A 24,827-nucleotide genomic window follows, 5' to 3' on the forward strand; every position below is an offset into this window, starting at 1 on the left:
GTTAGTTAAACCGCTTGCTGCACTGGGAGAGTCGAGGCTAGAAAGCATCGCCGTCGTTTGTGGAGCAAGTGGATCCAAAAAACCGCGACCTGGCCAAGGCGGATGTGGTCGACTAAATAAAGGTTTTTTTATCACCGAGTCCGACGTCATAAATCTATCGCCTCACCTGTTTAACCTAAGCGATCGGGTGGCCGCTCTGGTCATTTTGTGCTTCCATTAGTGCTAGCCGGTGATGTTAAGCAAATAAATATAGGAGAAGTAACTTAGTTGTATCGGCGTTTTCGAAGCTCAAAGGAGGAGTGCAAAATGTCGTATCCGTTCAGAAATCTGGTTTTTGAAGGTGGTGGTGTAAAGGGCATTGCCTACGTTGGTGCTATGCAGGTTCTTGAGAGTGAGTCGATTCTCGAGAACATCAGTCGTGTAGGCGGAACATCCGCAGGTTCAATCAACGCGGTTTTGTTCGCAGCTGGCTACAGCAACGCAGAAATGTTGAAGGTTTTGAAGCGGCTGGATTTTAACGACTTTAAAGATGATAGTTGGTTAGCTCTTAGGGACATGAGACGACTCAAAGATGAGTATGGCTGGTATAAGGGAGATTATTTTCGGGACTGGATCGGCGAATTGCTAAAACAGAAGACCGGCTCAGCCAATGTAACTTTCAAAGCTCTACACGAACACACCGGCAAAGAACTTTACGTCTACGCATCAAACCTCTCTACCAAGTTCGGTGAAGTCTACTCGCCAGAGCATACGCCACGAATGCGAGTGGTCGATGCTGTAAGACGTTCAATGTCGATCCCCCTATTCTTTCGCGCAGTGCGAGACGACCGTGAAGATGTTTTTGTTGATGGCGGCGCGATCAACAATTACCCGGTAAAGATCTTTGACCGACAAAAGTACCTCGAGAATGGGAGTTTAAAAAGGATTCCTGGCTATTATGAAAAGGAGAACAAAAAACTAAGCCAGGTTTCCCCAAGAAGCAGCCCATACGTCTATAACAAAGAGACGCTCGGCTTCCGGCTCGATTCCGAGACTGAAATTGGGATTTTTCGAGACGGCCAGACCCCAAAGAGTCAAGAAATAGACCACTTTCTCGACTACACGATGCAACTGATCAAGACCGTGCTCGCCGTCCAGGATAGTCAGCATCTTCACAGCGATGACTGGCAGAGAACTGTTTATATCGACACCTTGGGAGTTGGAACCACAGACTTCGATTTGAGTGAACAACTAAAGAAGTCGCTTGTGAAATCCGGTAAGCAGGCAGCAAAGCGCTATCTTGAATGGTGGTCAGATGTTGAGAACGATCTGGCAGTCAATCATCCAACATCAACGGCTTGATATCTCAAGAAGCAAAAATCGAGTTTCAGGAAGCCATAGGTGAAGCAAGCTTCGCAGGTTTCCAATCTGTCAGGCGTCTAGTAAATCGAGGGCTTACCAGTGACGAGTTATTTTCTAATCAATGTGCCCTAATTACTTTTTAGTTCCATCTCATTGCGAATAACACTTTTTCATTCAGAGTTGGAACGCGATTGGAGTCCTTTTTCGCCTGCTTTATGGTATTTGCGATCCACGGCTTACGGTTCTCAGCCTTAATTTCACCGGTCACACCATGATCAGTCCTATATCTCAGCACGAATTTTGACGGGTATCTGGAAGAAAACGTTATAAATGCACCGAAGCCGTGAGTCGATTCCGCAGGATGTTCCACAAAATGGCCAGAGAACGAACATCGATCTTGATTTACTGCTGTAGGAGATTTAATTCGAAGCTCGGATGGCTCATCTCCATCCCAAAGGATATTTACTAAAATATGAGAGTCACTCTGTTGAACGGTTAAATATCCTCCCTTCAGGTTATCGTATTTACATAACTTAGTGATACTAAACACATCAGGCTTCTCAAACTCCCAAGTACCTCTAAAGTTTGGAGAAGTCGCTGCATTTTTAAGAAGTACCATGCGCCATCCATAATGTTCATAAAGCAATATTAATAGATTTAGTAGTGACGCTATGATACCAGCCTGTAAAAGTGTGAAAAGATTGAATTCGCCACTTTTAAAGAATGAGATTACGGCTGTTAATACCCCCACAACAATAACGAAAAGGAGAGTTCTTGTTTTTTTTGCCATAACATTCTCCTATTCATGCTGATAAATGATACCGTCTAACAAATTCCAATGTTTTCACTGCGGCTAACCGCTAGCGCAAAAAGGTCGAACCTTTCATACTTTCAGTTGACCTGCTCCCCTCTAGCTAAACTACTTTCTGCTTTAGTAGGGTCAGCATGACTATCCGAAAACCGGAGGAGGTGCGGCCCAGCATAGCCATGCTATGACCCCTGGTCTGGTTCTGTCGCAAGCCCCGAACGGGCGACGCTCCGGGCGAGGCTGATCACGCTAGCACCAACCACGAACGCGACCACAAAAAGCACACCTGAAGAGCTAAGTAACGTTATCCAATTTAGGTCGTTATTGGGGAAAAGCGACTTTGTAGAAAATGGAGTTTTCCACCCGAGATGCAACATAAAATTTAGCCATGCGGCCAACATTAGAACTAGCCCCAGCATAACACCGTCAGAAATACGAACACTCAAAATACTTAATTTTTCTGATAGCGGATTGCGGTGACTCAGTGCGGCAATACCTATGGCCAATGCAGTCGGCAAAATAGACCAAGGAAACTGCTTTTTCCATTCATCAGTGGCAAAATAACCACCTATCTGCTGCGCCATGGGGACGCTATCACTGACGTCCAAGTAAAGAAGCATGGTCACGCCGAACCACGCGAGCCAACCAAGTATACCTGCGAGCAAATACCAGCCCCAAGGCGTTTCCTTCGAGGACATTAGCCGCCTGCTGGAACCAATCATCCCACCACTCATAGCTGATAAGGCATAAACAGTGGCGATCTTAGAAGTGAGTGCCAATCGGGGGTTCTCACCATTACTGTAGATTAAGAAAAAGCCATATAACACGACAAATGATATTCCAAACACAACGGTTAATAGAAAGACAATTTTGTGAAAGGTCATTTCCCGGAAACTACCCAGGCCATTGAAGCCGGCCTCAGATAATTGCTCAAGCCTCTTCCCGGAAGCTGGGCCTGAATAAATCACCAAATGAGCAGCGATTGTCGAAACCGCAGAAACCAGTTTTTTGTAATCGGCAATGATGTATCGCGAAACCAGCTTGGTTGTACGATTAAGTTCGTCGGAAGTGAGAATCAGCGCTTCTTGTTTTTCCTGTTCGATGGGGTGCTTGATTTCCTGGTAGGTTTCAGTCGATAGCTTCAAACGTAGCAGATGCAGTGCCACGCCAGTGCGACGCATGTGTTCTTCGAAAAGCTCAGCAATCTGAGCAGCGCGATTTACGTCGCCGTCTTCAGTTGCCCAAACTCTACAGAAGCGCAACAACGTTGACACTTTGCGCCAATAGGTCATTGGGTCCCCTGAATGCAGGTCCGTTGGCTCCTCAAGTGGGTTTGACACGAAGACGTCGAAATCTTCCATCATCTTTAAGTTGGCGGCAAACTCGACTGTCGACGGTAAAAAGTCGTTGGTCTCCAGCAGGACTTGCAGATGGCTAAAGTCCTCTGACAGATCGTGGGCGCTTAATAGACGGTCAACCATAAATGTATCGAGCTTGAAAAAAAAGGGAATATCGTGCGCCTTATACAGAAACGCCGCAGAAAGCAGTGGTGGAGCAAGTTCAGGAGAGCCTTCAAAGGCTTCTTTCAATTTTGTACCAAAATTATTGTCAATTAGAGTCAAAACCTCGGTCGAGGCCAGCAACAAAAATGTAACTGCCAACACGAACAGCAACAGATAGTAAAAAGAATAGGCAAATGCCAGTAGCCAAAAGAGTTTCAACTGCGCCCGATAGGGTCGGGAGAGGCCGTAAAAACGGATGAACGACCACAAGAAAATGAACAAAAACGAAGCAGTATAAACGGAAGTAACCGGGTCCATAACGAAACATCCTTGTGAATTGCGCTAGACAGCGGTCGACCACTCATTGAGTCGAAGGATTGGTTCTCTCGGAATGTAAAACGCCGACTTCGCCTTGAATTTAGGTTTTCATTGTATTACACATAGTAATTCATCATTTGCGTTCTTATACCTTTAGTCGTCCCACTTAAAGGTTGCAAGAAATTGTTGAGCAGCAGGAGATCTCTCTAAGAAAAGCTCTGCTTTTCTTTATTGGTCATCGCAAAATTCAACCAATTAAGCCCCTGGTCATTTCGAATGCGTTTACTCGTCGAAATTGGCTTTTGCGAGGGGCTAGACCGATTTCTTCTGAGGCGTTCTCCTAATAGATTCTACCGAAGACGTCGGAACCTGTAGCGCCCTATTACTAGTGCTGTACCGATCAGTCCATCCCGCTTGAAACTATAGTCTTAATGCTACCTCACCCTGTCCCCGTTTCATTAGTGCCCATTACCAGAAAATCCGGGTCTTGACCCTGATGAACTGGAGGACGAATTTAGCACTTTGTGTGGAAACGGAAATCACCTAACTATGCTAGAGTCAACTTTAAATTCGTTTAGCACTTTTTGTGGAAAGAGTGACGTAAGCTTTTGATTTACCGTTTCTGAGATTTAGCACTTTCTGTGGTCGTCTAAATCCTGGCTTTGCCGGCGGCGTCCACTATAGCTTCAACGAACTAATCCATCAGGCAGACATCGTTTTTGTGTTCTCGCTTGACCCGGTACATGGCCTGATCTGCTCCCCGGATAAGTTCACTGCCTGTTTGCTCCCCACCTCTGCCGGTACAGATCCCCACGCTGGCACCAATCGATACCAAATCTCCGGAAGGCAGAGTCACTGGCTTTGTGATGGCTTCGCGTAGCCGCTGGCCAATTTCAAGCACGCTGGATTTGGAGCTGACGTTTTCGGTGACCACCACAAATTCGTCGCCGCCCATGCGGGCCACGCAATCACTGTCCCGCGCCTCCTGTTGAAGGCGACGAGCGATTGTTTGAAGCAATACATCACCCGCTTGATGGCCGTACTGGTCGTTCACCGGTTTGAAGCCGTCCAGATCGATCAGGATTACGGCCAGCAGCTCATCTCGCCGCTGCGCCCGTTGTATGAGTTTCTCGAGATGAATCATCAGGCCATATCGGTTGTAGAGCGCTGTGAGTGGGTCTTTCACAACAAGGCGCTCCAGTTCGGCCTTGGCATCCTCCAGCTCTGAGGTGCGCTGAGCCACCCGGCGTTCAAGTTCACGCTCCTGTCGCTTTAGAGATAGCAACAACTGACGCTGAGCTTCTTCCTTCTGGCGCTTGAATTCGTTAAATCGAGCGGCCAGACCGAAGGACAGCAAAATCATCTCAATGGCGGAACCTATCTGCAGACCGTAGACGGTGAAAAAATTGGAGGGTATCCAGCCCAGGTTGCGGACCGATAGCAATGCGGCGCCAACCAGCAGAAGCAACCAAGCCAATAGATAAATCCGGGCCGCAGGAATGCGATAGCGTATGCCCACAATCCCACTGGTGATCAAAAACGCAGTTGTGAGAACCCCCATTGCCGACATAATCTTGAGGGCATTCTGCACTGACACCAGTAAGGTCAAGAAAGTCGCGCACCACCAACATATCGCGATAACCGATAGCGCCCGGTCCCAGCGCGGCGCAATGCTTCGCATATTCAGAAAACTGCGGGCAAACATAACTGCCAAAGTGGCAGCCAGGGTATATCCGGTCGGCAGAATGCGGTTGCCCCACTCCCCTACAAGTCCGGGCCACAATAGCAAAGGACCCAAGCCGTTCATGCTGGAGGCCGCTACACCAAAGCTAAACACGAACAACGAGTACAGCAGAAAGGAGCGTTGGCGGGTTCCAAGAAACAACAGGAAATTATATGTCCCTAAGGCCAACAGCATCCCGAAGTAGACGGCAAGCCAGACATATTCCAAGTCACTGTCTTCGTAAAACTCAAAGGTTGGCGCCAGCCGTGCGTTCAGGGTCATGCTGGCGTGGGTGGTTACCCGCAGGTACAGCGTCGCACGCTCGCCGGGCTCAAACGAAAGCGGAAAAATTGGCTTGCGGTGAGCGACAACGCGATCCGCCGGCGCCAATGTGCGCCCTGAACGCATTCGCTCTACCGTGCCATTACCATCCACCCGATAGAGGTTAATGTCATCCAGATAGGCGTAGGTGAACTCAAGCATTCGGTCCAACCGTTTGCTTGAGTGGGATTCCACTTCAATCCGCATCCAGTAAACATCGGCGGTGTAGCCCTGATGGAGACCACCTGGAGATGCTGGCTTGAAGGATTCGATCCCGCTACTCACTTGTTCGAACGTCAGCTCGCCCCTGGGGTCCCGTAATAGCGAAACAAAGCGGTCTAACGACTGCGCCTTTTGCTCGTCCAGCACAAGGACACGTTCTGAGTTCCAACCTGAGGCCGCCGCCAAGAACAGCCATATGAAGGCAAAACACTGACTTACCAAACGCCAATTACCCGGCAGCAAACGCGCATCTCCTTAAGAACTGAACTGCCAGATCAAGCGATCAAGGCGCGGGAATTATAGCGGCTGCAAGACGGCCGAGCACCCCTCCATGATTCTCTAGGGGTTTGATCGTCGTTGGAGGTGTTTGGATCCGGGAGGCCAGCGCGACATGCAGTGAAGACTGCAACTATCATGGCCCCACAGCCAGTGGCAGCCTCTCTCTAATGTACTCGGCCAAGGCTTTTGTATGCGGTGGCACCCCCACCCGCGATGGCATCAACAGACTGAGGCTCGCATGCTGGGATACCCAGTCTGGCAATACCCGAACGAGCTGGCCAGTTTCAACGGGTGCTTTGCAGACATAGTCAGGCAATGCGGTAACGCCCAAGCCATCGATTGCGGCTTGCCTGATTGTCGACATATCTTCTGAGCATAGTGCGATGTGAGTGTTCTGATGGGTTCGAAGACCCTCTTTGTGCTGTAACGGGATCGCCTCTTTCGCGCCGGCTCTCCCCACTTTTAAAAAACGACAACTGGCTAAATCATAGGGTGTTTCCAATTGTTCTAGTTGCTCCAGATAACCAGGCGAGCAATAAAACTGCCATTCCACATTCGCGATAAAGCGCTGTATCAAGTTCGAATCAGGCAATTCGCCACTGTGCCCGCGAATAGCGATGTCTACTCCCTCACTTATCAAGTCGACCATGGAGTTGGTGACGCGTTGTTCGATAAGCACTTTCGGGTGTTGCCTGGAGAAATCAGTCACGATATCGAACAGAACAAACTGCGCCACACCCAGCGAACAGCTGATCACAACCTTTCCTGAAAGGTTTCCACTTCTATTGTCCATTGCTGCTTCAGCCAGTTCGAAGTGGTCAACGAGCTTGCGAGCGTGCTGGTAGAAGCTCTTCCCTTCTTCGGTAACCGCAACGTTGCGGGAACTTCTCTGAAGCAGCCTCACGCCAAGGCGTTCCTCGAGCTGAGCAACATGACGGCTCAATCGCGACTTCGGCATGTCCAGGGCCTTTGCCGCCGCGGTGTATCCCTTTTTTTCAACGACATGCACGAAATAGAAGTAGTCATTCAGGTCAACGCTCATAGTTGCGTCCTAAATATGGAACGAATAGTTCAAATTTTAGCCATTTTTATCCAAATTCCAAGCTGCTAACTTTTATTAAGACCAGATATGGAACGGAGAAGGACCAATGACCCACCAAGTTGCTCTACAAACTGACTCGCAAACAGCTTTTGCGCAGGTAAAGGGAACTCCATTGAGTGTCGGCTCAGGATTCACGGGAGTAGGTTTTCGTCACGGGCAGTTCTACGGGGCTATGGATCCCCTCATCATGGTTGATCACTATACCATGACGGAACCGACCTTTGGCGCCCACCCTCACGCTGGGCTCTCGGCAGTCACGGTTTTGTTTGAAGATACGCACGGCAAATTCAACAACCGCGACTCCCTGGGGAATGACTTCGACATTAATCCTGGCGATCTCTACTGGCTGAATGCAGGCAGCGGTGCCATTCACGACGAAGCACCACGAAAGGGCGCCAGCATTCATGGCCTGCAGATATTCGTCAACTTGCCCGTCCGCATGAAACACCAGGCGCCAAGCTCCCTCCATGTGAAGCGAGAAGACATGCCGACCCTGAAAGGACAAGGTTACCGTGTACGGCTGGTTCTTGGTCAAAGCAATGGGCTCGAGACGGACGCAGTGTCGGTGTGGCCCGTCACAATCCTTGATGGTTTTGTAGACCAGACATCTGCATTCGAGCATCGCATTCAAACGGGCTTTAATGCCTGGATCTATTCGGTTGAAGGCGACATCGAAGTTCACGTGCGCGGCGAATGGCTCACTCTTCACCAGGGAGAGTCCAGCGCGATTGTTGGTGCGGAGGGCGAGGCGGTCGCAATACGCGGAAAGTCTTCATCAAGCAGCCATTTTGCGGTGCTGTCGGGCGAGACAATCAGTGAAAACTTCGTTCAACAAGGACCGTTTGCCATGAGCACCCAACTAGAGAACGACGAGGTGGTTGCTCGATACAACGCGGGGGAGTTGGGTCGCCTTGTATGACGGCGGCATCCCCTTCCCCAACCGCACAGCTGTTCCATCAATCATCAACCCTGCCGAGGGATTTAACATGAAAGTCTTAACGTTTGCCGCGACCAACAGTCGCAAATCCATTAATAAACAACTCGTGAAGTACGCCGCGACCAAGCTGGCGAATGCTGAGATCGATTATGTCGAGATTAATGATTTTGACTTGCCGATCTACAACATCGACCTGGAAGAACAGTACGGCATTCCCAAGTGCGCGCACGCCTTCCAGGCGAGAATCGAAGAAGCGGACGTGATCCTTGTTTCTTTTGCCGAGCACAATGGCAATTTCACGGTAGCGTTCAAAAACCTTTTCGATTGGATGAGCCGAATTGGCCGAAACGTCTATCGTGATAAGCCAATCGTGATGCTCGCTACGTCTCCGGGGCCAGGTGGCGGAAATACCGTGTTGAAGCTTGCCGAAACCGCCGCACCGTTTTTCAGTGGCAAGGTCGTTGGCAGCCTCAGCATTCCAAGCTTTTTCGATAACTTCGATGTCGATCGTGGCAAGCTGACGAATGGCGATCTGGTTGAAAAGCTTGAAACTGTATTGAATGCCTTTTCCTCTGAACCCCAGGCCGCCTGAAGAAAGCACCAGCGACCAAGCGGATGGTTGAATTTGTATTTCGTCTGTCTGGGCTAGTATCTGAGGCACAAAAAATCCGGCCCCTTGGGGCCGGACATCACGATCACTTTTTTAGCCCCAGTTTTCTCTCCAGAGCTGGGTTCGTTGCCTTTAAATCGCCTTCCTAACAACATCTTGGCGCCCTGCTCTCAAAAGCGTAAAAACGGAACTCACAAATACCCAGCCGAATCCAATCACGCCGACATTAATGCCTGATACCGTCTTTTCCGTACCATCCGGATGCACCATTGATCCGCCGAATAAACCCTGTAAGGCATAGGCTGCAAGGAAACCACCGGTGACCAGCAGCGCAATAACACTTGCTTTGCCCCTTCCATCGGCAGACACCTAGGTAAGCCAAAGAGCAATCGCACCGAGAGAACAATTGGTAATCAGTTGCCACACTTCGTGCAATCTCGCATGGGCTACCCAGTCCGGGTTGAACACGTGGGTATCGTTGATTTCCAAATAAGGAACAGCAATGGCGTAAAGTGCGATTGATATTGTTAACAGTATCTTATCCAGCATTTTTCATGTTCCCTGTGAGTTAAAGGTGGGAAGGGGTCAGGTTTGACGACTGCTGTAGGCGCTTGCCAAACCTGATTCATTTCGGGCCAAACCCGTTTAACGTTCTTCCCAGATACCTGTGCTTGCCACTTCCTCTGCGAAGGTCGCAAAGTCTTTCGGTGGTCTACCAAGAGCCTGTTGAACGCCGTCGGTCAAATGGGCGTTGCGACCATCAAGAACCGTTGCGAAGAGATAATCCAGCATCCAGACCACATCCTCGGGCGCTCCAGCGTTCTCCATCTCGGTGATAAAGGCCTTGTGCGGCACGTCTATGAATGAAATTTCGCGACCAGTCGCGCGGGAAAGGTCCTTGGCTACGTCGGCGAAGGTCATGAGGCGTGGCCCCGTCACTTCATAGATACGGCCGTTGTGGTTGTCTTCAGTCAGCGCAGCAACAGCGACGTCTGCAATGTCATCGACATCAACGAAAGGCTCGACCTGGTCGCCTGCTGGCAAAGTGATAGCACCATTCAACACCATGTCGATGAATGCGCCTTCGGAAAAGTTCTGGTTGAACCAGCTTGCGCGGACAATGGTCCACTCGAGGCCAGATTCCTGAACAATGGCTTCGCAGGCTTGAGCCTCGGCTTCGCCGCGCCCGGACAACAGAACGAGTCGCTTCACTCCGCGTCGCTTTGCCAGGCCAACGAAGGCCTGGATGGCGTCCGTGGCGCCCGGCATCGCGAGGTCTGGCGAGTAGGTAATGTAGGCTGACGTGACACCAGTAAGGCAGGCATCCCAGCCTTTCTCGTTGCCCCAATCAAAAGATGGGATAGCCGAGCGGGATCCCACTCGAACCTCATAACCGCTATCTTTCAGCTGATCAACGACGCGTTTCCCGGTTTTGCCGGTACCGCCCACGACAAGAATGGTTTGATGTGCCTGGTTGGATGATTTCATTGACTTGCTCCCTTTGATGTAAGTGCAAGTCTATTTTCGGGAAACAGCGTCGCTTGTTATTGCCTCAGCATGTCAGAGTTTGTGCAGAGAACGACAACTTGAGACTCAGCACCGACGGTAGGAAAGTCGATAGGATCGAGGAGTCTGCCCTGCCCAACGCTTGAAAGCTCGAGTGAATCCACTCTGCTCCGCAAAACCGGTCAAAAAGGCCACCTCGGCAAGGCTGTAATCAGTCTCCCGGAGCAGCCTTTGAGCGAGATCTCTCTGCGCCATATCAACAACGTTTTGAAAGGAGTAGCCCTGCTCCGACAACCTCCTCTGCAACGTCCGGGCGCCCATTTTCAGTTCGGATGCAATCCGTGACAGCCTGGGCACACCCTCACTGAGCACTTTCACGACAGCGTGCCTGACTTGTTGCTGCAGGTCTATGTCGCTTTTGAGCGAATTCAGTTGCTGTTCAAGATGTTGGTCAAAGAACCGGGCAATCGTCTCGTCGCCCAGTTTATTGGGACTTTCAATACTTTCTTTACTCGCCAGTACAGCATCTCGTCCAGTCTCGAAATGAACCGGGCAACCGAAATGGGCTTCGTAAACTCTGATATCGCCCCTCGGCGCATGCTTGAAACAGATCGCCAAAGGAACAAAGTTCGATGAACTGACTTCTCTGCTGATGGTGTTAACCGCAGCCATGCTGGCCTCATTGGAAAGCAGCATTCCAGGGCAACCATCGCCAGCCTTCTCAAGGTTGAAGAGGAACCCCTCTGCGGTTTCCTCAAGCGAATACGTCTCTGCACTGCCCAGAACATGCCCGTACCGCTCCGCTCGTTTGAAAGAGCCGCGCAGGGTCGGCGCGGATTTCCAGGCCAGACCGAAAGCGCCGTACTCATCGCTTCGCATCGAGGCACCGATCTTAAGCGGTAATAAAAGGCCGCCGGGGTCACGATCAACCAAAGCAGCAAAAAAATTATAATACTCCGATGAAGACACCATCCGGGTCGGATCGATGGGGCCCTCCTTCGAAAGGCCAAGTTTGCCCATCAAGTCCCCCGTTTCGACACCCGGGGTTGCCTGACTCAAGACTTTATAAACATACAGTGACGTTATTTGGGCCATGAGGACATAAGTAATCCAAATTCGAGTGATTGTGCAACTTCTCGAGGCGGGCGGGATTCGAATGCTTTGTCGGAGCTAGCCTTTCGCCCTTTTCAGTGAATATACGGGTATCTCCATACCTCCGGTAATGGTTTCTGCCTACAAACCAGCGCACATCTTCCTCGTATACTAATACTGAGCTTACACACTAGTTTCGGCAATACTTCTGAGTAAATGAGGTGTAGCCGACAACGGATCGTTTGGAGGTTTTACCCTATGAACATTCTTCCCGTAATTTCTCTGTTTGGCGGCCTGGCGGTATTCTTCTCCATCTCTTTGGCTCTGAGCGTCGCAGCTGCGAGTACCCAGGGTAAAAAGCAAGACAACCAGGGCAAACTGGCTGGGTCCTGATTGGCACCTGTCGGGTTGTAGTGCCTTAACGGGCGAACAGATGCCTATCCACCCGGTTGGCTGGCAAGTTCTTTGACTGCTTTCAGCGCCTCGTCGATGCGATCGCTCGGCACGAACATGTGGTCGTGGTAAAAGCCGGCGATGACATTGGTGGTGATGCCCCGCTCTGCCAGGACACTGGTCACGACAGACGTAAGCCCGAGAGCCTCAAGGCTGGAGTGTCCCTCCAGAGTGATTCGCCGGAACACCCTGTAATAATCCAGGCCCTCTGCTTTGGCCTCTTCCAGGGGGATTACCAGGGTCAGCCCCTCAAGTTCGGCAATACTGACAATAGGTTTCAGGTGCTCCAGGTCACCATACTTCGCTTTCTCTACAGTGCAGTAGACGTAGTGAGTTGGATCAACGGTTGGCGAAAGCTGTTTGATTAAATCCTGCAGAAACTGAGTTCGCATCATCTTTTCCTTTCCTCTAGCCGAATGTCGCGCACATATGACAATCTAGCACCGTTTTGGGCCGCTCATTGCAAACTGGTGCTTTCCTGGTGCAGCCATCGAACTGCAAAGCCTTTCATTCCCTCAGTGATGAGACTTCCCCGATAATCCATGAAACAAACGCCCGAACCTTATCCGTTCGAAATTTCGCCTCCGGTGCCACCAAGTAGTATTGGTACTCCGCAGGAACCGAGATATCCATCGGGCACCTGAGCAGCCCGGTTTTCAGGAGATCGGCCACAAGGCTGTACCGCATCAATGCAATTCCCCTGCCCGCAAGCACCGCTTCCACGAGCGTCGCTCCCTCGTTAACCCTCAGTATGATGGAGGAATCGGGTATTTGGGTGCCGAGTTTTTCCTGGAAGTCAGTCCACGAGCTCTCCAGATCGGCTGACTCATCGATAAGCCAGGGCAGGCGCGCCAGTGATTCCCGGGTTACAGGCTTATTGTCAACGAGCATGCCATGACAGACAGGCATCAGTTTTTCTTCCAGCAATAGCCTTGATTCGAGCCCGGGATAGTCGCCTTTCCCAAAACGAATCGCCAGATCGACCCCATCTCCCTGAAAACTCGTCAATTGCAGATTGGGTTGAAGGCTAAGCCTGATTTCCGGATGAGCCCGCTGGAATGACTCGATCCTTGGAACAAGCCAGCGGCTAGCGAAGGATGGAACGGTTGCGACGGTCAATCGTCCTGGATCTGAATCGGGCCGGAACAGGGCAACTCCTCTTTCCAACTCCTGAAAGCCCGTTTCCACATAGCCTGAGAGCACCCTGCCCTCGTGGGTCAATTCCACTTCGCGCGTCATGCGAACGAAGAGCTTCAGGCCCAGAAAATCTTCCAGGCCGCGAATATGAGTACTGACGGCTGCCTGGGAAATACTCAGCGCCTCGGCCGCAGACTTGAAGCTCAGCTCCCTGGCCGCGTATCGGAACGCCTGCAGCGCCCGCAGAGGAGGGAGTTTCTGCATTCGTCTGCTCACCCATAGTTAACTTTTAATTAAGCATAGACCAGTTTTATCCGTTTGTTCCAGGAACCGGCCATTGAAAGAATCAGGTGATACCAATCACCCGAGGAACATCACATGAAAATCGAAGTCCCCATAGTCAGCGCCTTTGTCGACGGCGAAGCCGGCGGAAATCCGGCAGGTGTCGTGTTGAATGCCGAACGATTCAGCTCTGAGCAAAAGCAGAAAATCGCTGCGGCAGTCGGATTGTCAGAAACCGCTTTCGTTTCACCTTCCAAATCTGCAGACATCAAGCTGGAATTCTTCACGCCTACCCAGCAGATCGCTCATTGCGGCCACGCAACAATTGCCACCTTCAGCTTTCTGAAACAAAACGGCTTGTTGGTTCGTGATCGGTCATCGAAAGAAACAATCGATGGCCTGAGATCAGTCAATATGGAGAGCGACTCGGCCTACATGGAGCAAAGAGCACCCCGGTTCGAAACGCTTGGCGAGGATGATCTGCAAGCAACCCTCCAGTCCCTTGGCCTGGCCGCCGACGATCTGATCGAAGGGGCTGTGCCGATGTTGGTCAACACCGGCAATAGCTTCATCGTCATCGGCATTCGAGATAGCAAAACGATTAAAGGCCTTAAGCCAGATTTTGACCTCATTGAGAAACTCAGCGAATCCCTGGATCTGATCGGATTCTACGTGTTTTCCCTTGATGGCGTTGGCGATGGGAGGGACGCAGGAACCCGCATGTTTGCACCCCGCTATGGCATTCTGGAAGAGTCTGCAACGGGAATGGCGGCGGGCCCGCTCGCCTGTTATCTGCGTGAACAATTGGGCATGCAAAAGCACGAGTTCACAATCGAACAGGGACGCTGGATGGCCACACCCTCACCGAGCGTTATCAATGTGAGACTGACCATTGGAAACGACAACGGGATCGAGAACCTGTTCGCGGGTGGTCGGGGATCAATCAAAGAAGTCGTTCACCTGGACCTATGATGATTTGAAGACGAGCGCTATCAGCACGAAAGCGCTCGTCTAAACCCATCACCTGACTTGATGTGTTGTATACCGCAAAGCAATTTTTTCTGAAGACGGGAAACCAAGAGAATAACCATCAAGCCAATACGGCGATGCTGTTTAACTTAACTCTCCTGAAAGGTGGAATATCACATGAACGCAATCAACAAGTTCTTTCTCGTTTTCTCTGTCGTCGCTTTCTCTGCTTTCGCACAGGCCGAAGGTGTAAGCCAGGAAGATATCGATCGTGGCAACAACCCGGCCATCGAAACGGTCGAGCTCGGTATCAGCAACTAAGCTGAGCACACCGAAAAGGGGCGGTCATCACGACCGCCCCTTTTTTTGCCTGCCTATTGATCCAGTTTCCTGCGCTGCGCTTAAGGGAAAAATGGAGCGGCAGAACGCCGCTCTTCAGGTGAAAGACACAAGCACCAACAGTCCGAAAAACACGCTGATAACAGTCGTGACACCAGAAAGGTCCGCGCTGCCGGTGTCGCCTGTTACCCACCGACGCGCAGCTTTCAGGAAACGTTTGGGCGTGTAGATGTTCTTGCGGTAATTGCTCTGATAGTAGTGCAGTAGAAACAACGGCATGGATTCCTTGTCGAAACGGTGCCACAGCTTCAGAACTCCGAGTATATCCTTGCGACAGGCCCAGCTCTGAACAGACGATGGCAGCCAGCTCAAAGGTATCGCCGAGCCGAAATCGATGATGGCCGGCGCTCCCTGGGCAGAAACCAGGATGTTTCCGGAATTGCCCAGATCCATGTGTACAACGCCATGCTGATGCAACGTTTTTACATCGCTGAACAGCTTTGAAAAGAAGTTTGCAGGCACGCCATTGCTTGCCGCGACATCTTTTATCGACTTCCCTTCAATCAACCGGTAATGGATTGTCGGAGAGGCGTCGGACCGGCGACTTACCTGGTCTGGAGTGAAGTCGAGATGCTCAACTTTTTTCAGCATCCTGAGTTCGTGGGCGACCAGAAACCGGAAATAGTTGCCCAACAGGCCGTGGGAAAATCTGAACGCCTTGTAGACGTGTTTGTTGCCGCTGGCGTCCGAATCAACGGAGATGATTGGCTTATACCATTTCTGATTTGCGGCATCGTTGACTTTGATGGGCTCCAGGCCGGACCCCATTGACGGGCAGTTCACTTGACCGTTCATACCCTCCTCCCAATTCGTGAAGAACTCAGATAATTGGGGCAAGAGGACCGAACTGGGCGTCTCCCAACCGGCACTCATGCCGATGCCGCTGCTAGCGTCATCTGGGGAGCATTATTGGGAGTTTCCGGGATCCTGAATAATTCCGTTGCTGTATCTTTGTCATCACGAAAAATGATGACTGCCTCTGGCCAACCGCTCAGGCGATGGCTTTTGCAGGCGAAAGACCGCAAGGCGAGTTGGTCATGATGTCATGCCATCGTTCTCGCAGCAGCCGCTCCACGTGGTCCCGCAACCAGACAATGCCGGGGTCACGATCATGGCGCGTGTGCCAGATAAGGTACAGGCTGGTCGGGTCGACTTCGAAAGGAAGCTGCCCCATCCACAGGCCATCCACGAACCCACAATCCTGGCTGATCAATTCGGGAACCGCGGCGATGAGATTCGAATCCCGTAGAACCTGGGGAACAATCGAAAAATGGTTGACCGTCGCGGCAATGCGCCGGTTCTGGCCCTTCTGGTCGAGGTAGCTATCCACGAAGCCATGGGCATCGCCGGACATTGTCACCAGCAGGTGCCGGGCCTCGAGAAATTCCTCCATGGTAATCTGTCGGCCAGCCAGGGGGTGGTCGGCGCGCATCGCCAGAACATAACCGCCCTCAAAAAGCCACGTACTGCGCAGACTGTGATCATGTTGGGTCAGCATACCGACCGCCAGATCCACGTGGGCCTCGCGCAAGTCGTCGTAGGTGCCTTCGGGCGTATAGGGCACCGCGTGGATATCAACACCAGGCGCCTGCTCCTCCAGCAACTCAATTAACTGCCGCCAGATCATTTCAACAATCACATCCGTCACGGCAATCCGGAATTTTCGCTTTGATGTGGCCGGATCAAATTGCGTGGCGCTGACTGCGTTGGTCAATGCGTACATATGGTCGCCTACCTGATCCCACAGGCTGAGCGCATAGGATGTTGGCTCTATATTGCGGCCCTTTCGCACAAACAATGGGTCGTTCCAGATCTGGCGCATCCGGGAAATCGCATTCGATACCGCAGGCTGGGTCATGGCAAGCCGATCTGCTGCGCGGGTTACGGAGCGCTCGGTCATGATCGCATCAAAGATGTACAGCAGCTGGAGTTCTTGCGTTTTCATTCAATGTTCCTGGGGAATGGGTCCGGTCAAGTCTGGCTTGGAAGTGCCTGGACCGCAATTGCGGTATGTATTTAGGCGTGGTTTTCTTGAGTAAGAAGCGAAGAAGCCTCCCGATCGGGAGGCTTTGGGTAAGGTTTACAGATTCCCTTTTACGAAAGTTCTCAGCTCACTCAGGCTCCCAGCTCCGGTCTTTTGGGCAACAACGCCGCCTTCTTGAAACAGCGCCAGAGTCGGAATACCTCGGATACGCATCTTTGCCGTTATATCGGGGCTGTCGTCCACGTTCACTTTGGCGATGGTCAACTGCTCGCCAAATTCATCAGCGATTGCCTCCAGCATGGGGGCGACGGTCTTGCAGGGGCCGCACCAGGGCGCCCAGAAGTCGACCAGTACGGGGCGATCACTCTGAACAACCGCTTGCTCAAAATTCACATCTGTTACTTCTATCATGTTGCTCATCGGCAAACCTCTTCTCTGTAAAAACCTGTTTCAAACACTGAAGCCTTCTGTTGGCGAAAGCCAATAGCGGGACTGTATAAGTTGTATTTCTTCTGATGATGATTCCCTCCCCGGCTCTTACAGTCGCTTGCTAAAAACCAGCCCACCCCACGCCAGCGTGCGGTTCCCTGTACCGGATTTGATTTCGGAACTCTGTACACGCAGCACATAACTCAATTCAGTGCCTGCCAGGAAGCTGTGGGTGTAGCCCGCCCACACTTCTGCCAGCAGAATGTTCAGATCGTTGGCATCCAGTTCGTGGTCTGAGTCACGAAACTGCCCCTGAAGAAAAGCGTTATAGGCCCGAGCTTTTACCGACAAGCCGCCCCAGAAATAGTGTTCACGTCCCCCTGGAGCTGATACCCCGGGCGCTCGTTCGCCGTAAGCCATCAACTCCGGATTAAAGCGGTTATCCGGGGAGGAAATCAGACCATCCCGGAAGACGAGTGCCGCACCAAACTCAGTCAGGTATCCGGCTGATCCAAAATACGTCACTTTGAACTGTTGGTCTGATTCGCTGGCATCCAGATATTGGTGGTACGCCGCAGAGTACCGAAAAGTCGGTTCACCACCATTCGAGATCTGATGATCCCAACCGTTCGCACGATCGCTACCCACTATTTTGTGCACTGCGTTCTGGCCGGATTTGAGGATATCAAGCCCGAGTACGCCAACCGTCATAGATGTTGTCCACCCCGAATCAGCGCCTGGCGTCTGGTAGCTCTGGCTTGAGGAAAAGTAAACCAGGCTGCTGTATGGTCGATCGCTACGATCAATTGCCGATTCCTTGATTTCCTCGGGCGTAAAGCCGTAAACACCCAGTTCAAGTGCGGCACTCCCCGGTTCTCCAACCTCCCCGCCCAGCTGAGGCAGCAAAACACTGTCCAACCCCTGACTCACACTGGACACCGGGTTACGGATGAAATCCTCTGAATTGGAAGAATAGGTAATCGCAACACCGGCTGTGTAATCCCGATCTGTCTGTGTTGGCGCAAACAGGTCATTATCAGTAGAGAGCGCAAGCACAGAATCAGCAGACTCGGCCTGCACAGTTGAAGCCATAGCCACAGCCAGAAGAGAAACGGTCAAGAAACGAAAAACCATAGCCAACTCCGAAAATGTGTCGGTAAAAACGTTGGCTGCTATTTTTCGAATACCGGGCCCGCACGACTAATCAAGCGTCGATATTTAAAACATCACTTGCGCTTATAAATAAGTAGTAATACGAGTGCCTTTTAGGGTCTTACGGCCACGCTTCATCACTGAAAATGATGCTTTCCATACTGTTTCAGAATTATTCCTCCACCTTCTCCATCCACATAATTCGCTCATCTGATATCCGAGCCATTGGGGCCTCGGAGTCAGCTGAACCGACTAACACTATGGAGAATTGAAAATGCGTAAATTTGCACTGATTACCCTCGCTTCACTCGTTACCATCGCTGCCCTGCCCGCCCATGCAACCCTCGCAGACCGGAAATCCGATCAGCCGCGTTCCGAGCAGGTCCAACCTGCGCCCTACAGTGGCCAGATCGTGATTCGTGGCGAGATCCAGAACCGGGACGCTAACCACGAGAATGCAGAACCGGCTCCCTACAGCGGTCAAATTGTCATTCGTGGTGAAGTACGTTCTGGCACCCACGGTTAAGCGTTAGACATTTCATCTGCGTCTTGGCACCAGGGATGGTGCGTTTTTCCTGATCCGATACCATTTCGGACTAAGGCCTGAACGGTGAATTCGAAAATTCAACAATTTCCTTAATGACCTCAGGTTTTTGCAAAAGCCGGCTATGGCCATAACCCGTTGTATGGGTCAAACGGCTCCTCGGGAACGCCGCGTGCAGTGCTCTGGATTCCGCAACCGGAACCTCGGTATCCCGGTCATCGTGAATCAACAACACGGGTGTTTCGATCGAGGGGGCCAATGCAACAAGATCCAGTCGGTCGACACTCAATCCCACCGTTCTTTCCATATCGTTTACGAACAGACGTTTACTGCGTTCCCCAAGGTTTACGAAATTGGCGAACCGGCTCAGGACCCCCTCAATCGTTGCCGGTCCAGAAACCAGTACCAGGCGTTCAAAGCAGTTTCTGGTGGACTGGGCATAAACAAGCGCAGCGGCTCCCAATGAATGGCCAACCCCAACGTCGAAAGACGAGCCAGCGTATTGATGAGCTTCCAGTACAGCCTCGATAAACCGCCCCGGATGTGATTCGGTGGCCGGCGACTCACCATGCCCTGCCGGATGCACCGCGTAGATGGTGTATTCCTGGGGATCAATCTCACTGATCAAATCCTTGAATTGCCCGATCCAGCCGGACCACCCGTGCAAGAGCAGGATTTTCTTTGGGCCAACTCCGTAGATCGAGAGTAGACCGTCATTACTGAGCGGCACGACTCGTTCGAACAGCGTTCGGGATGAATTTCTGCGTTCTGTCTTGATTCGTGGGCTGGTCATAAGTTCGACAGCTTTTGAAGCCGCTTTTGCTGGCATCAATCGGCTGTAGAAACCGAAAGCAGCCTGGAACACAGTAAGCGAAAGGTTCATGTTCGTTTCCTCAGTCTGATGAACAATGAATCGTCGATTGAGCGGAACCGCTTTCCGTCTCGAATCGGTTTTCATAAAGTGTATATACATTCTAATCAGAGCTGCAAGCAGAATTGTATATTTCTTGCCCAACGTCCTTCTTCGCGAACAGGGTCCCCCTGAAACAGATGGACAACTATTCCAACCGTCCTGCCGCCTCCAGCGTGCCTGAACAACAGAGAATGGCAGGCACATTCACTACGAAGGAGACAGTCCATGTCCGTCAGTTCGCAAACCACATCGTTCTCTCTTTACCACCATCGCTCGTGCCCTTTTTGCGCATATACCCGCTCTGCGATGAAGCCCATCGACATTGAAGTGGAGGAACGTGACATCGTCAGAAACCCTGCATACCGGTCAGAGCTGATCAATGGCGGAGGTCGGGCACAGGTTCCCTGCCTGAGAATCGAGTCAAAGGGGAAGGTTCGGTGGCTGTACGAATCCCAGGATATCGTCCGCTACCTGCAGCGCCATGCCGCCCAGTCGGCTGATCACAATCAAACCGCATGAACGGTCCTCATAACCTACAGGAAAGTAAAAATGCTCAAACGAAAGGTTGATGTTGCCATCATTGGCACGGGCACGGCTGGTATGGGTGCCTACCGCGAAGCTCGCAAATTTACCGACAGCATCGCGCTGATTGAGGGCGGCCATTACGGCACCACTTGCGCGCGTGTCGGCTGCATGCCCAGTAAGCTTTTGATTGCCGCGGCAGAAGCCGCCCACGGCGCAAAGCATGCGGGGGGGTTCGGGCTCAATGTCCCGACCGTTGAGACTGACGGTGCGGCGGTCATGGATCGCGTGAAAAAAGAGCGCGACCGTTTCGTGGGGTTTGTTGTTGAAGACGTCGATGAGTTTGATGATAGCCACAAGGTCCGTGGTTACGCTCGCTTTCTCGACGCCCATCGTTTGCAGATTGATACCGGGCTCGAAATTACCGCCGACCGGATTGTTATCGCAACGGGTTCCAGACCGTTCATTCCTGAAGTACTCGAGGGTGCGGGCAAACGCCTGCTCATCAACGACGATGTATTCGAACTGGAGCAACTTCCGCAATCCGTGCTCGTGGTCGGCACAGGCGTTATTGGACTCGAGTTAGGGCAGGCTCTGAGCCGGCTAAACGTGGACGTTACAATGCTGTCGCGCAACGAATCGATTGGCGGAATTGCCGACGACGAAATTCGTCAGATTGCAGCGGATACTTTCCAGTCTGAATTTGACCTGATCCTTTACGCGGATGTCCTCGGAGCAAAGGAAACCCTAAACGGAGTGCAGGTGACCTACCGCACGTCCGGAGGTGTGGTTCATACAGTCGTGGTGGACTATGTTCTGGCAGCGACCGGTCGAATTCCGAATACTGACAAGCTTGGCCTCGAGAATACCGGCATTGAACTGGACGCCCGCGGCGTTCCTGGCTTCGATCATTACACCTTGCAGACCCGTGAGTCGCACATATTCATCGCAGGTGATGCTAACAATGAGCTGCCCTTGTTGCATGAAGCCTCAGATGAGGGGCGTATCGCAGGCCGTAACGCCGGCACGTTTCCCACGGTAGAAGCGGGTCATCGTCGTGCCGCGCTGGGCGTTGTCTTTTCCGACCCGCAAATTGCCAGTGTCGGCAAACGAGCGCACGAACTGCTGGCCGACAGCTTCATCTCCGGAAAGGTGAGCTTCCACAATCAGGGAAGAAGCCGCGTAATGGCCAAAAACCAGGGCATGCTGAAAGTCTACGCCGATAAGAGCACCGGCACGCTGATGGGCGCTGAAATGTTTGGGCCAGCAGCAGAGCATATTGGTCACCTGCTGGCCTGGGCTGTGCAGCAGTCTCTGACGGTGAACGAGATACTCGGAATGCCTTTCTATCACCCTGTTATTGAAGAAGGTGTTCGCACCGCCTTCCGGGATGCCGCAGAAAAGCTCAGACAGGCCGAACGTAAGGAGGCGCCTCATGCAGCTGCTTGAACTGTTTAAGCGTTATTACACACAGGCGACAAGAGTTGCCCTGGTGGTGGGTACGATTCTGTTACTGATAAATCAGCACGATGCGCTTTTTGGATATCAGCACATTCAATGGCTGCCGGCAGTCTTGACCTACTGCGTTCCATTTTGCGTTTTCATGCTTGGCAAATGGTCCAGCGACCGGGATTGTGAAAGGTCCTCTGGCCTCAATGTGCCAATTTCAAGGTACCGTTGAACCCCGAATTTCGCCGCACAGTTTTTTTCAGTGCGGCGAAATCATCCTTGAGGCAATTGCCTTTGCCTTCAACGCCGCATCCAGATCGCCTTCAACGTGCGCTTTAACGATGGCACCCTCTTTAAGCAAAAACAGCGCATTGGCCAGTTCATCTGCTTCGGTCTCTGAAGTACAGATTTCCAGAGCGTGCCGCTTCAGTAGCTCAAAAACTTTTGTTTTATGAGCCGCGCAGCGTTTGTGGACCGGGTGATCCGGGTCGCTGTACTCACCGCAGGTGTTGATGAAAAAACAACCGTAGAAACGCTGGAGTGACGGAACTCGGTCATTGAACCAGTCGTGAACCGCATCAAACATCTCCATCAGAGCCTCTCTTCCCGCCGGCTGGCTGTTCATTCGCGACTCAAGCCATTGGAAAAAAAGTTTGTCCCGGTGCTCAACGGCAGCCTCCACAAGACTGTCTTTGCTCTCAAAATGGTTATAGAGCGTTTGCTTTGCAACACCCGCTTCCTGCAGCACTTGGTTAATGCCGATGGCGTGAATTCCATGTTCGTAAAACAGACGCAATGCGGTGTCGATCAGATCCTGCCGTCGTCCCACGTGTTCACCTCCGATTTTTTTTCGTTGAATATATGTTGACCAATTTAGACAGATCTGTCTAGAATTAAAAATAGACCGACTTGTCTACTTCAGGAAATGCCAGTTTGGGAAGCGAAGCAGGGTATTTTTTGACTGGTGTTGTTGTCGGTTTCATTTGCGAACCACCAATGAAAACGGCATGGAGACAAGCAAGATGGACATTCAAATTAAAGTCACCCGGAAGGAAACGGCTTTTGAGCATGAGGCAGGCTTGATTGATGGCTTGCAAGCAGGCCATCCGAGGGCCTTTGATGAAGCTTACCGGAGATACCATCCGGTAATGCTTCGAGTGGCCGCCAAATACACCTCTGCGGCCGTTGCTGAAGATATCGCGCAGGAGGCCTGGATGGCTGCGATTGGAGCCATCGCGTCGTTCGAGGGCCGTTCGTCGCTGAAAACGTGGCTGTGCCGGATCGTCACCAACAAAGCCTTCAACACCTACCGTGAAAACCGAAGGGAATTTCCTGCTTCGCCAAGCCTCGCTCTGTTATCCGATAACTCACCAGACAACCAATTTGGTGGCACCGCCGGGCATCTTAGCGAACCGGAGTTGGCTACCCAGACTGCAAAGGTTCAGGAACGCATTCGCGTTGAAATGAAGAATATGAACCGGGATTACGCCAACGCGATTCTGCTAAAGGGCATGAGCGCGCTCACCGGTTCGCAGGTTTCGGATGTGCTGCAGATCTCCCATGGAAATCTGCGAGTCATCCTGCACCGTGCACGAAACGAGCTGGCCGCCCTGCTCTGATCCAGGCGGCCGCACCAATCTGTTTGCCAAGAAATGGAGAACCAACATGACTTCCCAACGTCCACCACTACCACCCTTCACCCGGGAAAGCGCCATTGAAAAAGTTCGCCTTGCCGAAGATGGCTGGAACAGCCGGGATCCGGCAAAGGTTGTCCTCGCCTACACCGAGGACACACGCTGGCGTAACCGGGCCGAGTTCGCCAACGGCCGCAAGGAGGTCGAAGAATTCCTCACCCGCAAATGGAATCGTGAACTGGATTACCGTCTGATCAAAGAACTCTGGGCCTACACCGACAACCGCATCGCCGTGAGATATGCCTATGAGTGGCATGATGACAGCGGAAACTGGTTCCGCTCCTATGGCAATGAAAACTGGGAATTCGATGCGGACGGTCTCATGCAGCGTCGATTCGCATGCATCAACGACAGCCCCATCAAAGAGTCAGATCGGCTTTTCCGTTGGCCACTGGGTCGCAGACCGGATGATCACCCGGGGTTGAGTGATCTGGGGCTGTGATACTTTATATAGCTGGCGGACTATTAACTCTCAGAGCGCGGTCGCTGCCCTTATGCCTGGAGCACGGCCGCTAGCTCGTTTCTCGCTCGATGCAGTATGACCCGGAGGTTTCCGTGAGAAATCTGCAACACCTCAGATACCTGCGAGCCCGTCAGTTGGGTCATGCCTTTCAACAGAATCGCGTGGGCGTGATCCCGGTTCATATTCTTCATTTCAATCCGAATGCGCTCCCGGGCCCTGGACGTCTGCACAGCCAGTTCCGGTTCGCTGAGATGACAGGAAGCACTGACACCCTGGTTCTCGGCTGATTGGTCTGACAGCATTGCAAGGCTGGGCGTCGCAGGGAATTCCGGCCGCTTTTCCCGATAGGTATTGAACGCTTTATTGATCACGATCCGGCACAGCCAGGTTTTCAGGGACGAACGGCCCTCGAACGACGCGATGGCTCCAATGGCAGCCAACCAGGCCTCCTGGGCAATATCTTCGGCAACGGCCGCAGAGGTGTACTTGGCGGCCACTCGCAGCATTACCGGGTGATACTTCCGATACGCTTCATCGAAGGCTATCGGATCCCCAGTTTGCAAGCCCTCTATTAAATCAGCCTCGCGCCCAAAGGCGGGTACTTTCTGAATGTTTTTTGGTTGGATATTCATGCTGCACTCCTCCAGCTCCGCCTTGGGGACACATCGCGATAGAT

General features: G+C 51.9%; 28 protein-coding genes. 12 read left to right on the forward strand and 16 right to left on the reverse strand.

Annotated features, from left to right (window positions below; all coding sequences use genetic code 11):
* The first annotated feature begins 306 nt into the window (after nucleotides 1-306).
* Nucleotides 307-1,341, forward strand: a complete 1,035-nt coding sequence (locus GJU83_RS14380) for a patatin-like phospholipase family protein (RefSeq protein WP_069185219.1) — start codon at nucleotides 307-309, stop codon at nucleotides 1,339-1,341.
* Between the two features lie 139 nt (nucleotides 1,342-1,480).
* Here the strand turns inward: GJU83_RS14380 and GJU83_RS14385 are convergent, their stop codons facing one another.
* From GJU83_RS14385 to GJU83_RS14400, 4 genes are all read right to left on the reverse strand, one after another.
* Complete coding sequence (locus GJU83_RS14385) at nucleotides 1,481-2,131, reverse strand: hypothetical protein (RefSeq protein WP_069185220.1); 651 nt, start codon at nucleotides 2,129-2,131, stop codon at nucleotides 1,481-1,483.
* A gap of 200 nt (nucleotides 2,132-2,331) precedes the next feature.
* Nucleotides 2,332-3,969, reverse strand: coding sequence for a hypothetical protein (locus GJU83_RS14390; protein ID WP_069185221.1), 1,638 nt, complete (start codon nucleotides 3,967-3,969; stop codon nucleotides 2,332-2,334).
* Nucleotides 3,970-4,663: 694 nt separating this feature from the next.
* Nucleotides 4,664-6,382 (reverse strand): diguanylate cyclase, encoded by a 1,719-nt coding sequence (locus tag GJU83_RS14395; RefSeq protein WP_167352730.1) that lies wholly within the window; start codon nucleotides 6,380-6,382, stop codon nucleotides 4,664-4,666.
* Nucleotides 6,383-6,647: 265 nt separating this feature from the next.
* Nucleotides 6,648-7,556, reverse strand: coding sequence for a LysR substrate-binding domain-containing protein (locus GJU83_RS14400; RefSeq protein ID WP_069185222.1), 909 nt, complete (start codon nucleotides 7,554-7,556; stop codon nucleotides 6,648-6,650).
* Between the two features lie 106 nt (nucleotides 7,557-7,662).
* On the opposite strand from GJU83_RS14400, the gene GJU83_RS14405 reads away from it, so the two are divergent.
* Nucleotides 7,663-8,535, forward strand: a complete 873-nt coding sequence (locus GJU83_RS14405) for a pirin family protein (protein ID WP_069185223.1) — start codon at nucleotides 7,663-7,665, stop codon at nucleotides 8,533-8,535.
* On the forward strand, nucleotides 8,528-9,145 hold the full coding sequence (locus GJU83_RS14410; RefSeq protein ID WP_227514627.1) for an NADPH-dependent FMN reductase: 618 nt from the start codon (nucleotides 8,528-8,530) through the stop codon (nucleotides 9,143-9,145). Before GJU83_RS14405 ends, GJU83_RS14410 begins: the two co-directional genes overlap by 8 nt.
* Nucleotides 9,146-9,295: 150 nt before the next feature.
* Here the strand turns inward: GJU83_RS14410 and GJU83_RS14415 are convergent, their stop codons facing one another.
* From GJU83_RS14415 to GJU83_RS14425, 3 genes are all read right to left on the reverse strand, one after another.
* Nucleotides 9,296-9,532 carry a hypothetical protein gene (locus GJU83_RS14415; RefSeq protein WP_141697250.1) on the reverse strand — a complete coding sequence of 79 codons (237 nt, stop codon included), beginning with the start codon at nucleotides 9,530-9,532 and terminating at the stop codon, nucleotides 9,296-9,298.
* Between the two features lie 276 nt (nucleotides 9,533-9,808).
* Nucleotides 9,809-10,651: an NmrA family NAD(P)-binding protein gene (locus GJU83_RS14420; RefSeq protein ID WP_069185226.1), complete on the reverse strand. Its 843-nt coding sequence runs from the start codon at nucleotides 10,649-10,651 to the stop codon at nucleotides 9,809-9,811.
* A 105-nt stretch (nucleotides 10,652-10,756) separates the two neighbouring features.
* On the reverse strand, nucleotides 10,757-11,764 hold the full coding sequence (locus GJU83_RS14425) for an AraC family transcriptional regulator (protein WP_069185227.1): 1,008 nt from the start codon (nucleotides 11,762-11,764) through the stop codon (nucleotides 10,757-10,759).
* Between the two features lie 255 nt (nucleotides 11,765-12,019).
* On the opposite strand from GJU83_RS14425, the gene GJU83_RS19135 reads away from it, so the two are divergent.
* Nucleotides 12,020-12,154 (forward strand): hypothetical protein, encoded by a 135-nt coding sequence (locus GJU83_RS19135; RefSeq protein ID WP_264754188.1) that lies wholly within the window; start codon nucleotides 12,020-12,022, stop codon nucleotides 12,152-12,154.
* 44 nt (nucleotides 12,155-12,198) lie between these two features.
* Here the strand turns inward: GJU83_RS19135 and GJU83_RS14430 are convergent, their stop codons facing one another.
* Together GJU83_RS14430 and GJU83_RS14435 are read right to left on the reverse strand one after the other, a co-directional pair.
* On the reverse strand, nucleotides 12,199-12,606 hold the full coding sequence (locus GJU83_RS14430) for an ACT domain-containing protein (RefSeq protein WP_227514628.1): 408 nt from the start codon (nucleotides 12,604-12,606) through the stop codon (nucleotides 12,199-12,201).
* A gap of 115 nt (nucleotides 12,607-12,721) precedes the next feature.
* Nucleotides 12,722-13,615, reverse strand: coding sequence for a LysR substrate-binding domain-containing protein (locus GJU83_RS14435; RefSeq protein WP_069185229.1), 894 nt, complete (start codon nucleotides 13,613-13,615; stop codon nucleotides 12,722-12,724).
* A gap of 114 nt (nucleotides 13,616-13,729) precedes the next feature.
* On the opposite strand from GJU83_RS14435, the gene GJU83_RS14440 reads away from it, so the two are divergent.
* Together GJU83_RS14440 and GJU83_RS18970 are read left to right on the forward strand one after the other, a co-directional pair.
* Complete coding sequence (locus tag GJU83_RS14440; protein WP_069185230.1) at nucleotides 13,730-14,605, forward strand: PhzF family protein; 876 nt, start codon at nucleotides 13,730-13,732, stop codon at nucleotides 14,603-14,605.
* A gap of 174 nt (nucleotides 14,606-14,779) precedes the next feature.
* A complete protein-coding gene (locus GJU83_RS18970) occupies nucleotides 14,780-14,923 on the forward strand; it encodes a hypothetical protein (protein ID WP_167352731.1) in 144 nt (47 codons plus the stop codon).
* Nucleotides 14,924-15,037: 114 nt separating this feature from the next.
* Here the strand turns inward: GJU83_RS18970 and GJU83_RS14445 are convergent, their stop codons facing one another.
* The 4 genes from GJU83_RS14445 to GJU83_RS14460 form a co-directional block, all read right to left on the reverse strand.
* Nucleotides 15,038-15,796, reverse strand: a complete 759-nt coding sequence (locus GJU83_RS14445) for an RIO2 family protein (protein WP_069185231.1) — start codon at nucleotides 15,794-15,796, stop codon at nucleotides 15,038-15,040.
* Between the two features lie 196 nt (nucleotides 15,797-15,992).
* The gene (locus GJU83_RS14450) at nucleotides 15,993-16,946 is read right to left on the reverse strand and encodes a LysR family transcriptional regulator (protein ID WP_069185232.1); all 954 of its coding nucleotides are present in this window, start codon (nucleotides 16,944-16,946) and stop codon (nucleotides 15,993-15,995) included.
* Nucleotides 16,947-17,081: 135 nt separating this feature from the next.
* A complete protein-coding gene (trxA, locus tag GJU83_RS14455) occupies nucleotides 17,082-17,405 on the reverse strand; it encodes a thioredoxin (RefSeq protein WP_069185233.1) in 324 nt (107 codons plus the stop codon).
* A 117-nt stretch (nucleotides 17,406-17,522) separates the two neighbouring features.
* Nucleotides 17,523-18,506 (reverse strand): lipid A deacylase LpxR family protein, encoded by a 984-nt coding sequence (locus GJU83_RS14460; protein WP_227514629.1) that lies wholly within the window; start codon nucleotides 18,504-18,506, stop codon nucleotides 17,523-17,525.
* A 334-nt stretch (nucleotides 18,507-18,840) separates the two neighbouring features.
* Between GJU83_RS14460 and GJU83_RS14465 the strand changes: the two genes are divergently transcribed.
* A complete protein-coding gene (locus tag GJU83_RS14465) occupies nucleotides 18,841-19,092 on the forward strand; it encodes a hypothetical protein (RefSeq protein WP_069185235.1) in 252 nt (83 codons plus the stop codon).
* Between the two features lie 70 nt (nucleotides 19,093-19,162).
* Here the strand turns inward: GJU83_RS14465 and GJU83_RS14470 are convergent, their stop codons facing one another.
* Nucleotides 19,163-19,993, reverse strand: a complete 831-nt coding sequence (locus tag GJU83_RS14470) for an alpha/beta fold hydrolase (protein WP_069185236.1) — start codon at nucleotides 19,991-19,993, stop codon at nucleotides 19,163-19,165.
* A 255-nt stretch (nucleotides 19,994-20,248) separates the two neighbouring features.
* Between GJU83_RS14470 and GJU83_RS14475 the strand changes: the two genes are divergently transcribed.
* Genes GJU83_RS14475 through nrtS form a run of 3 tightly spaced genes read left to right on the forward strand, consistent with a single transcriptional unit; the run spans nucleotide 20,249 to nucleotide 22,226 of the window.
* Nucleotides 20,249-20,542 (forward strand): glutaredoxin family protein, encoded by a 294-nt coding sequence (locus GJU83_RS14475; RefSeq protein WP_083231897.1) that lies wholly within the window; start codon nucleotides 20,249-20,251, stop codon nucleotides 20,540-20,542.
* Nucleotides 20,543-20,572: 30 nt separating this feature from the next.
* Nucleotides 20,573-21,994, forward strand: coding sequence for a dihydrolipoyl dehydrogenase (locus tag GJU83_RS14480; RefSeq protein ID WP_069185237.1), 1,422 nt, complete (start codon nucleotides 20,573-20,575; stop codon nucleotides 21,992-21,994).
* The gene (nrtS, locus tag GJU83_RS14485; RefSeq protein WP_069185238.1) at nucleotides 21,981-22,226 is read left to right on the forward strand and encodes a nitrate/nitrite transporter NrtS; all 246 of its coding nucleotides are present in this window, start codon (nucleotides 21,981-21,983) and stop codon (nucleotides 22,224-22,226) included. The genes GJU83_RS14480 and nrtS overlap by 14 nt, the downstream gene beginning before the upstream one ends.
* Before the next feature lie 27 nt (nucleotides 22,227-22,253).
* Here the strand turns inward: nrtS and GJU83_RS14490 are convergent, their stop codons facing one another.
* Nucleotides 22,254-22,823 carry a TetR/AcrR family transcriptional regulator gene (locus GJU83_RS14490; RefSeq protein ID WP_069185239.1) on the reverse strand — a complete coding sequence of 190 codons (570 nt, stop codon included), beginning with the start codon at nucleotides 22,821-22,823 and terminating at the stop codon, nucleotides 22,254-22,256.
* A 193-nt stretch (nucleotides 22,824-23,016) separates the two neighbouring features.
* Here GJU83_RS14490 and GJU83_RS14495 point away from each other — a divergent pair, with 193 nt between their 5' ends.
* A complete protein-coding gene (locus tag GJU83_RS14495) occupies nucleotides 23,017-23,613 on the forward strand; it encodes an RNA polymerase sigma factor (RefSeq protein ID WP_069185300.1) in 597 nt (198 codons plus the stop codon).
* A gap of 46 nt (nucleotides 23,614-23,659) precedes the next feature.
* Nucleotides 23,660-24,130 (forward strand): nuclear transport factor 2 family protein, encoded by a 471-nt coding sequence (locus GJU83_RS14500; RefSeq protein WP_069185240.1) that lies wholly within the window; start codon nucleotides 23,660-23,662, stop codon nucleotides 24,128-24,130.
* A 50-nt stretch (nucleotides 24,131-24,180) separates the two neighbouring features.
* On the opposite strand, the gene GJU83_RS14505 is transcribed toward GJU83_RS14500, so the two are convergent.
* The gene (locus GJU83_RS14505) at nucleotides 24,181-24,783 is read right to left on the reverse strand and encodes an RNA polymerase sigma factor (protein WP_069185241.1); all 603 of its coding nucleotides are present in this window, start codon (nucleotides 24,781-24,783) and stop codon (nucleotides 24,181-24,183) included.
* Nucleotides 24,784-24,827: the final 44 nt, after the last annotated feature.

It is taken from the genome of Marinobacter salsuginis, from assembly GCF_009617755.1.
In the GTDB taxonomy this organism is placed as follows: domain Bacteria; phylum Pseudomonadota; class Gammaproteobacteria; order Pseudomonadales; family Oleiphilaceae; genus Marinobacter; species Marinobacter salsuginis.

Coding starts and splice junctions, on each gene's coding strand:
- GJU83_RS14380 (WP_069185219.1), top strand. CDS start 307: ATGTCGTATCCGTTCAGAAATCTGGTTTTTGAAGGTGGTGGTGTAAAG.
- GJU83_RS14385 (WP_069185220.1), bottom strand. CDS start 2,131: ATGGCAAAAAAAACAAGAACTCTCCTTTTCGTTATTGTTGTGGGGGTA.
- GJU83_RS14390 (WP_069185221.1), bottom strand. CDS start 3,969: ATGGACCCGGTTACTTCCGTTTATACTGCTTCGTTTTTGTTCATTTTC.
- GJU83_RS14400 (WP_069185222.1), bottom strand. CDS start 7,556: ATGAGCGTTGACCTGAATGACTACTTCTATTTCGTGCATGTCGTTGAA.
- GJU83_RS14405 (WP_069185223.1), top strand. CDS start 7,663: ATGACCCACCAAGTTGCTCTACAAACTGACTCGCAAACAGCTTTTGCG.
- GJU83_RS14420 (WP_069185226.1), bottom strand. CDS start 10,651: ATGAAATCATCCAACCAGGCACATCAAACCATTCTTGTCGTGGGCGGT.
- GJU83_RS14425 (WP_069185227.1), bottom strand. CDS start 11,764: ATGGCCCAAATAACGTCACTGTATGTTTATAAAGTCTTGAGTCAGGCA.
- GJU83_RS19135 (WP_264754188.1), top strand. CDS start 12,020: ATGAACATTCTTCCCGTAATTTCTCTGTTTGGCGGCCTGGCGGTATTC.
- GJU83_RS14430 (WP_227514628.1), bottom strand. CDS start 12,606: ATGCGAACTCAGTTTCTGCAGGATTTAATCAAACAGCTTTCGCCAACC.
- GJU83_RS14435 (WP_069185229.1), bottom strand. CDS start 13,615: ATGCAGAAACTCCCTCCTCTGCGGGCGCTGCAGGCGTTCCGATACGCG.
- GJU83_RS14440 (WP_069185230.1), top strand. CDS start 13,730: ATGAAAATCGAAGTCCCCATAGTCAGCGCCTTTGTCGACGGCGAAGCC.
- GJU83_RS18970 (WP_167352731.1), top strand. CDS start 14,780: ATGAACGCAATCAACAAGTTCTTTCTCGTTTTCTCTGTCGTCGCTTTC.
- GJU83_RS14445 (WP_069185231.1), bottom strand. CDS start 15,796: ATGAACGGTCAAGTGAACTGCCCGTCAATGGGGTCCGGCCTGGAGCCC.
- GJU83_RS14450 (WP_069185232.1), bottom strand. CDS start 16,946: ATGAAAACGCAAGAACTCCAGCTGCTGTACATCTTTGATGCGATCATG.
- trxA (WP_069185233.1), bottom strand. CDS start 17,405: ATGAGCAACATGATAGAAGTAACAGATGTGAATTTTGAGCAAGCGGTT.
- GJU83_RS14460 (WP_227514629.1), bottom strand. CDS start 18,506: ATGGCTTCAACTGTGCAGGCCGAGTCTGCTGATTCTGTGCTTGCGCTC.
- GJU83_RS14465 (WP_069185235.1), top strand. CDS start 18,841: ATGCGTAAATTTGCACTGATTACCCTCGCTTCACTCGTTACCATCGCT.
- GJU83_RS14470 (WP_069185236.1), bottom strand. CDS start 19,993: ATGAACCTTTCGCTTACTGTGTTCCAGGCTGCTTTCGGTTTCTACAGC.
- GJU83_RS14475 (WP_083231897.1), top strand. CDS start 20,249: ATGTCCGTCAGTTCGCAAACCACATCGTTCTCTCTTTACCACCATCGC.
- GJU83_RS14480 (WP_069185237.1), top strand. CDS start 20,573: ATGCTCAAACGAAAGGTTGATGTTGCCATCATTGGCACGGGCACGGCT.
- nrtS (WP_069185238.1), top strand. CDS start 21,981: ATGCAGCTGCTTGAACTGTTTAAGCGTTATTACACACAGGCGACAAGA.
- GJU83_RS14495 (WP_069185300.1), top strand. CDS start 23,017: ATGGACATTCAAATTAAAGTCACCCGGAAGGAAACGGCTTTTGAGCAT.
- GJU83_RS14500 (WP_069185240.1), top strand. CDS start 23,660: ATGACTTCCCAACGTCCACCACTACCACCCTTCACCCGGGAAAGCGCC.
- GJU83_RS14505 (WP_069185241.1), bottom strand. CDS start 24,783: ATGAATATCCAACCAAAAAACATTCAGAAAGTACCCGCCTTTGGGCGC.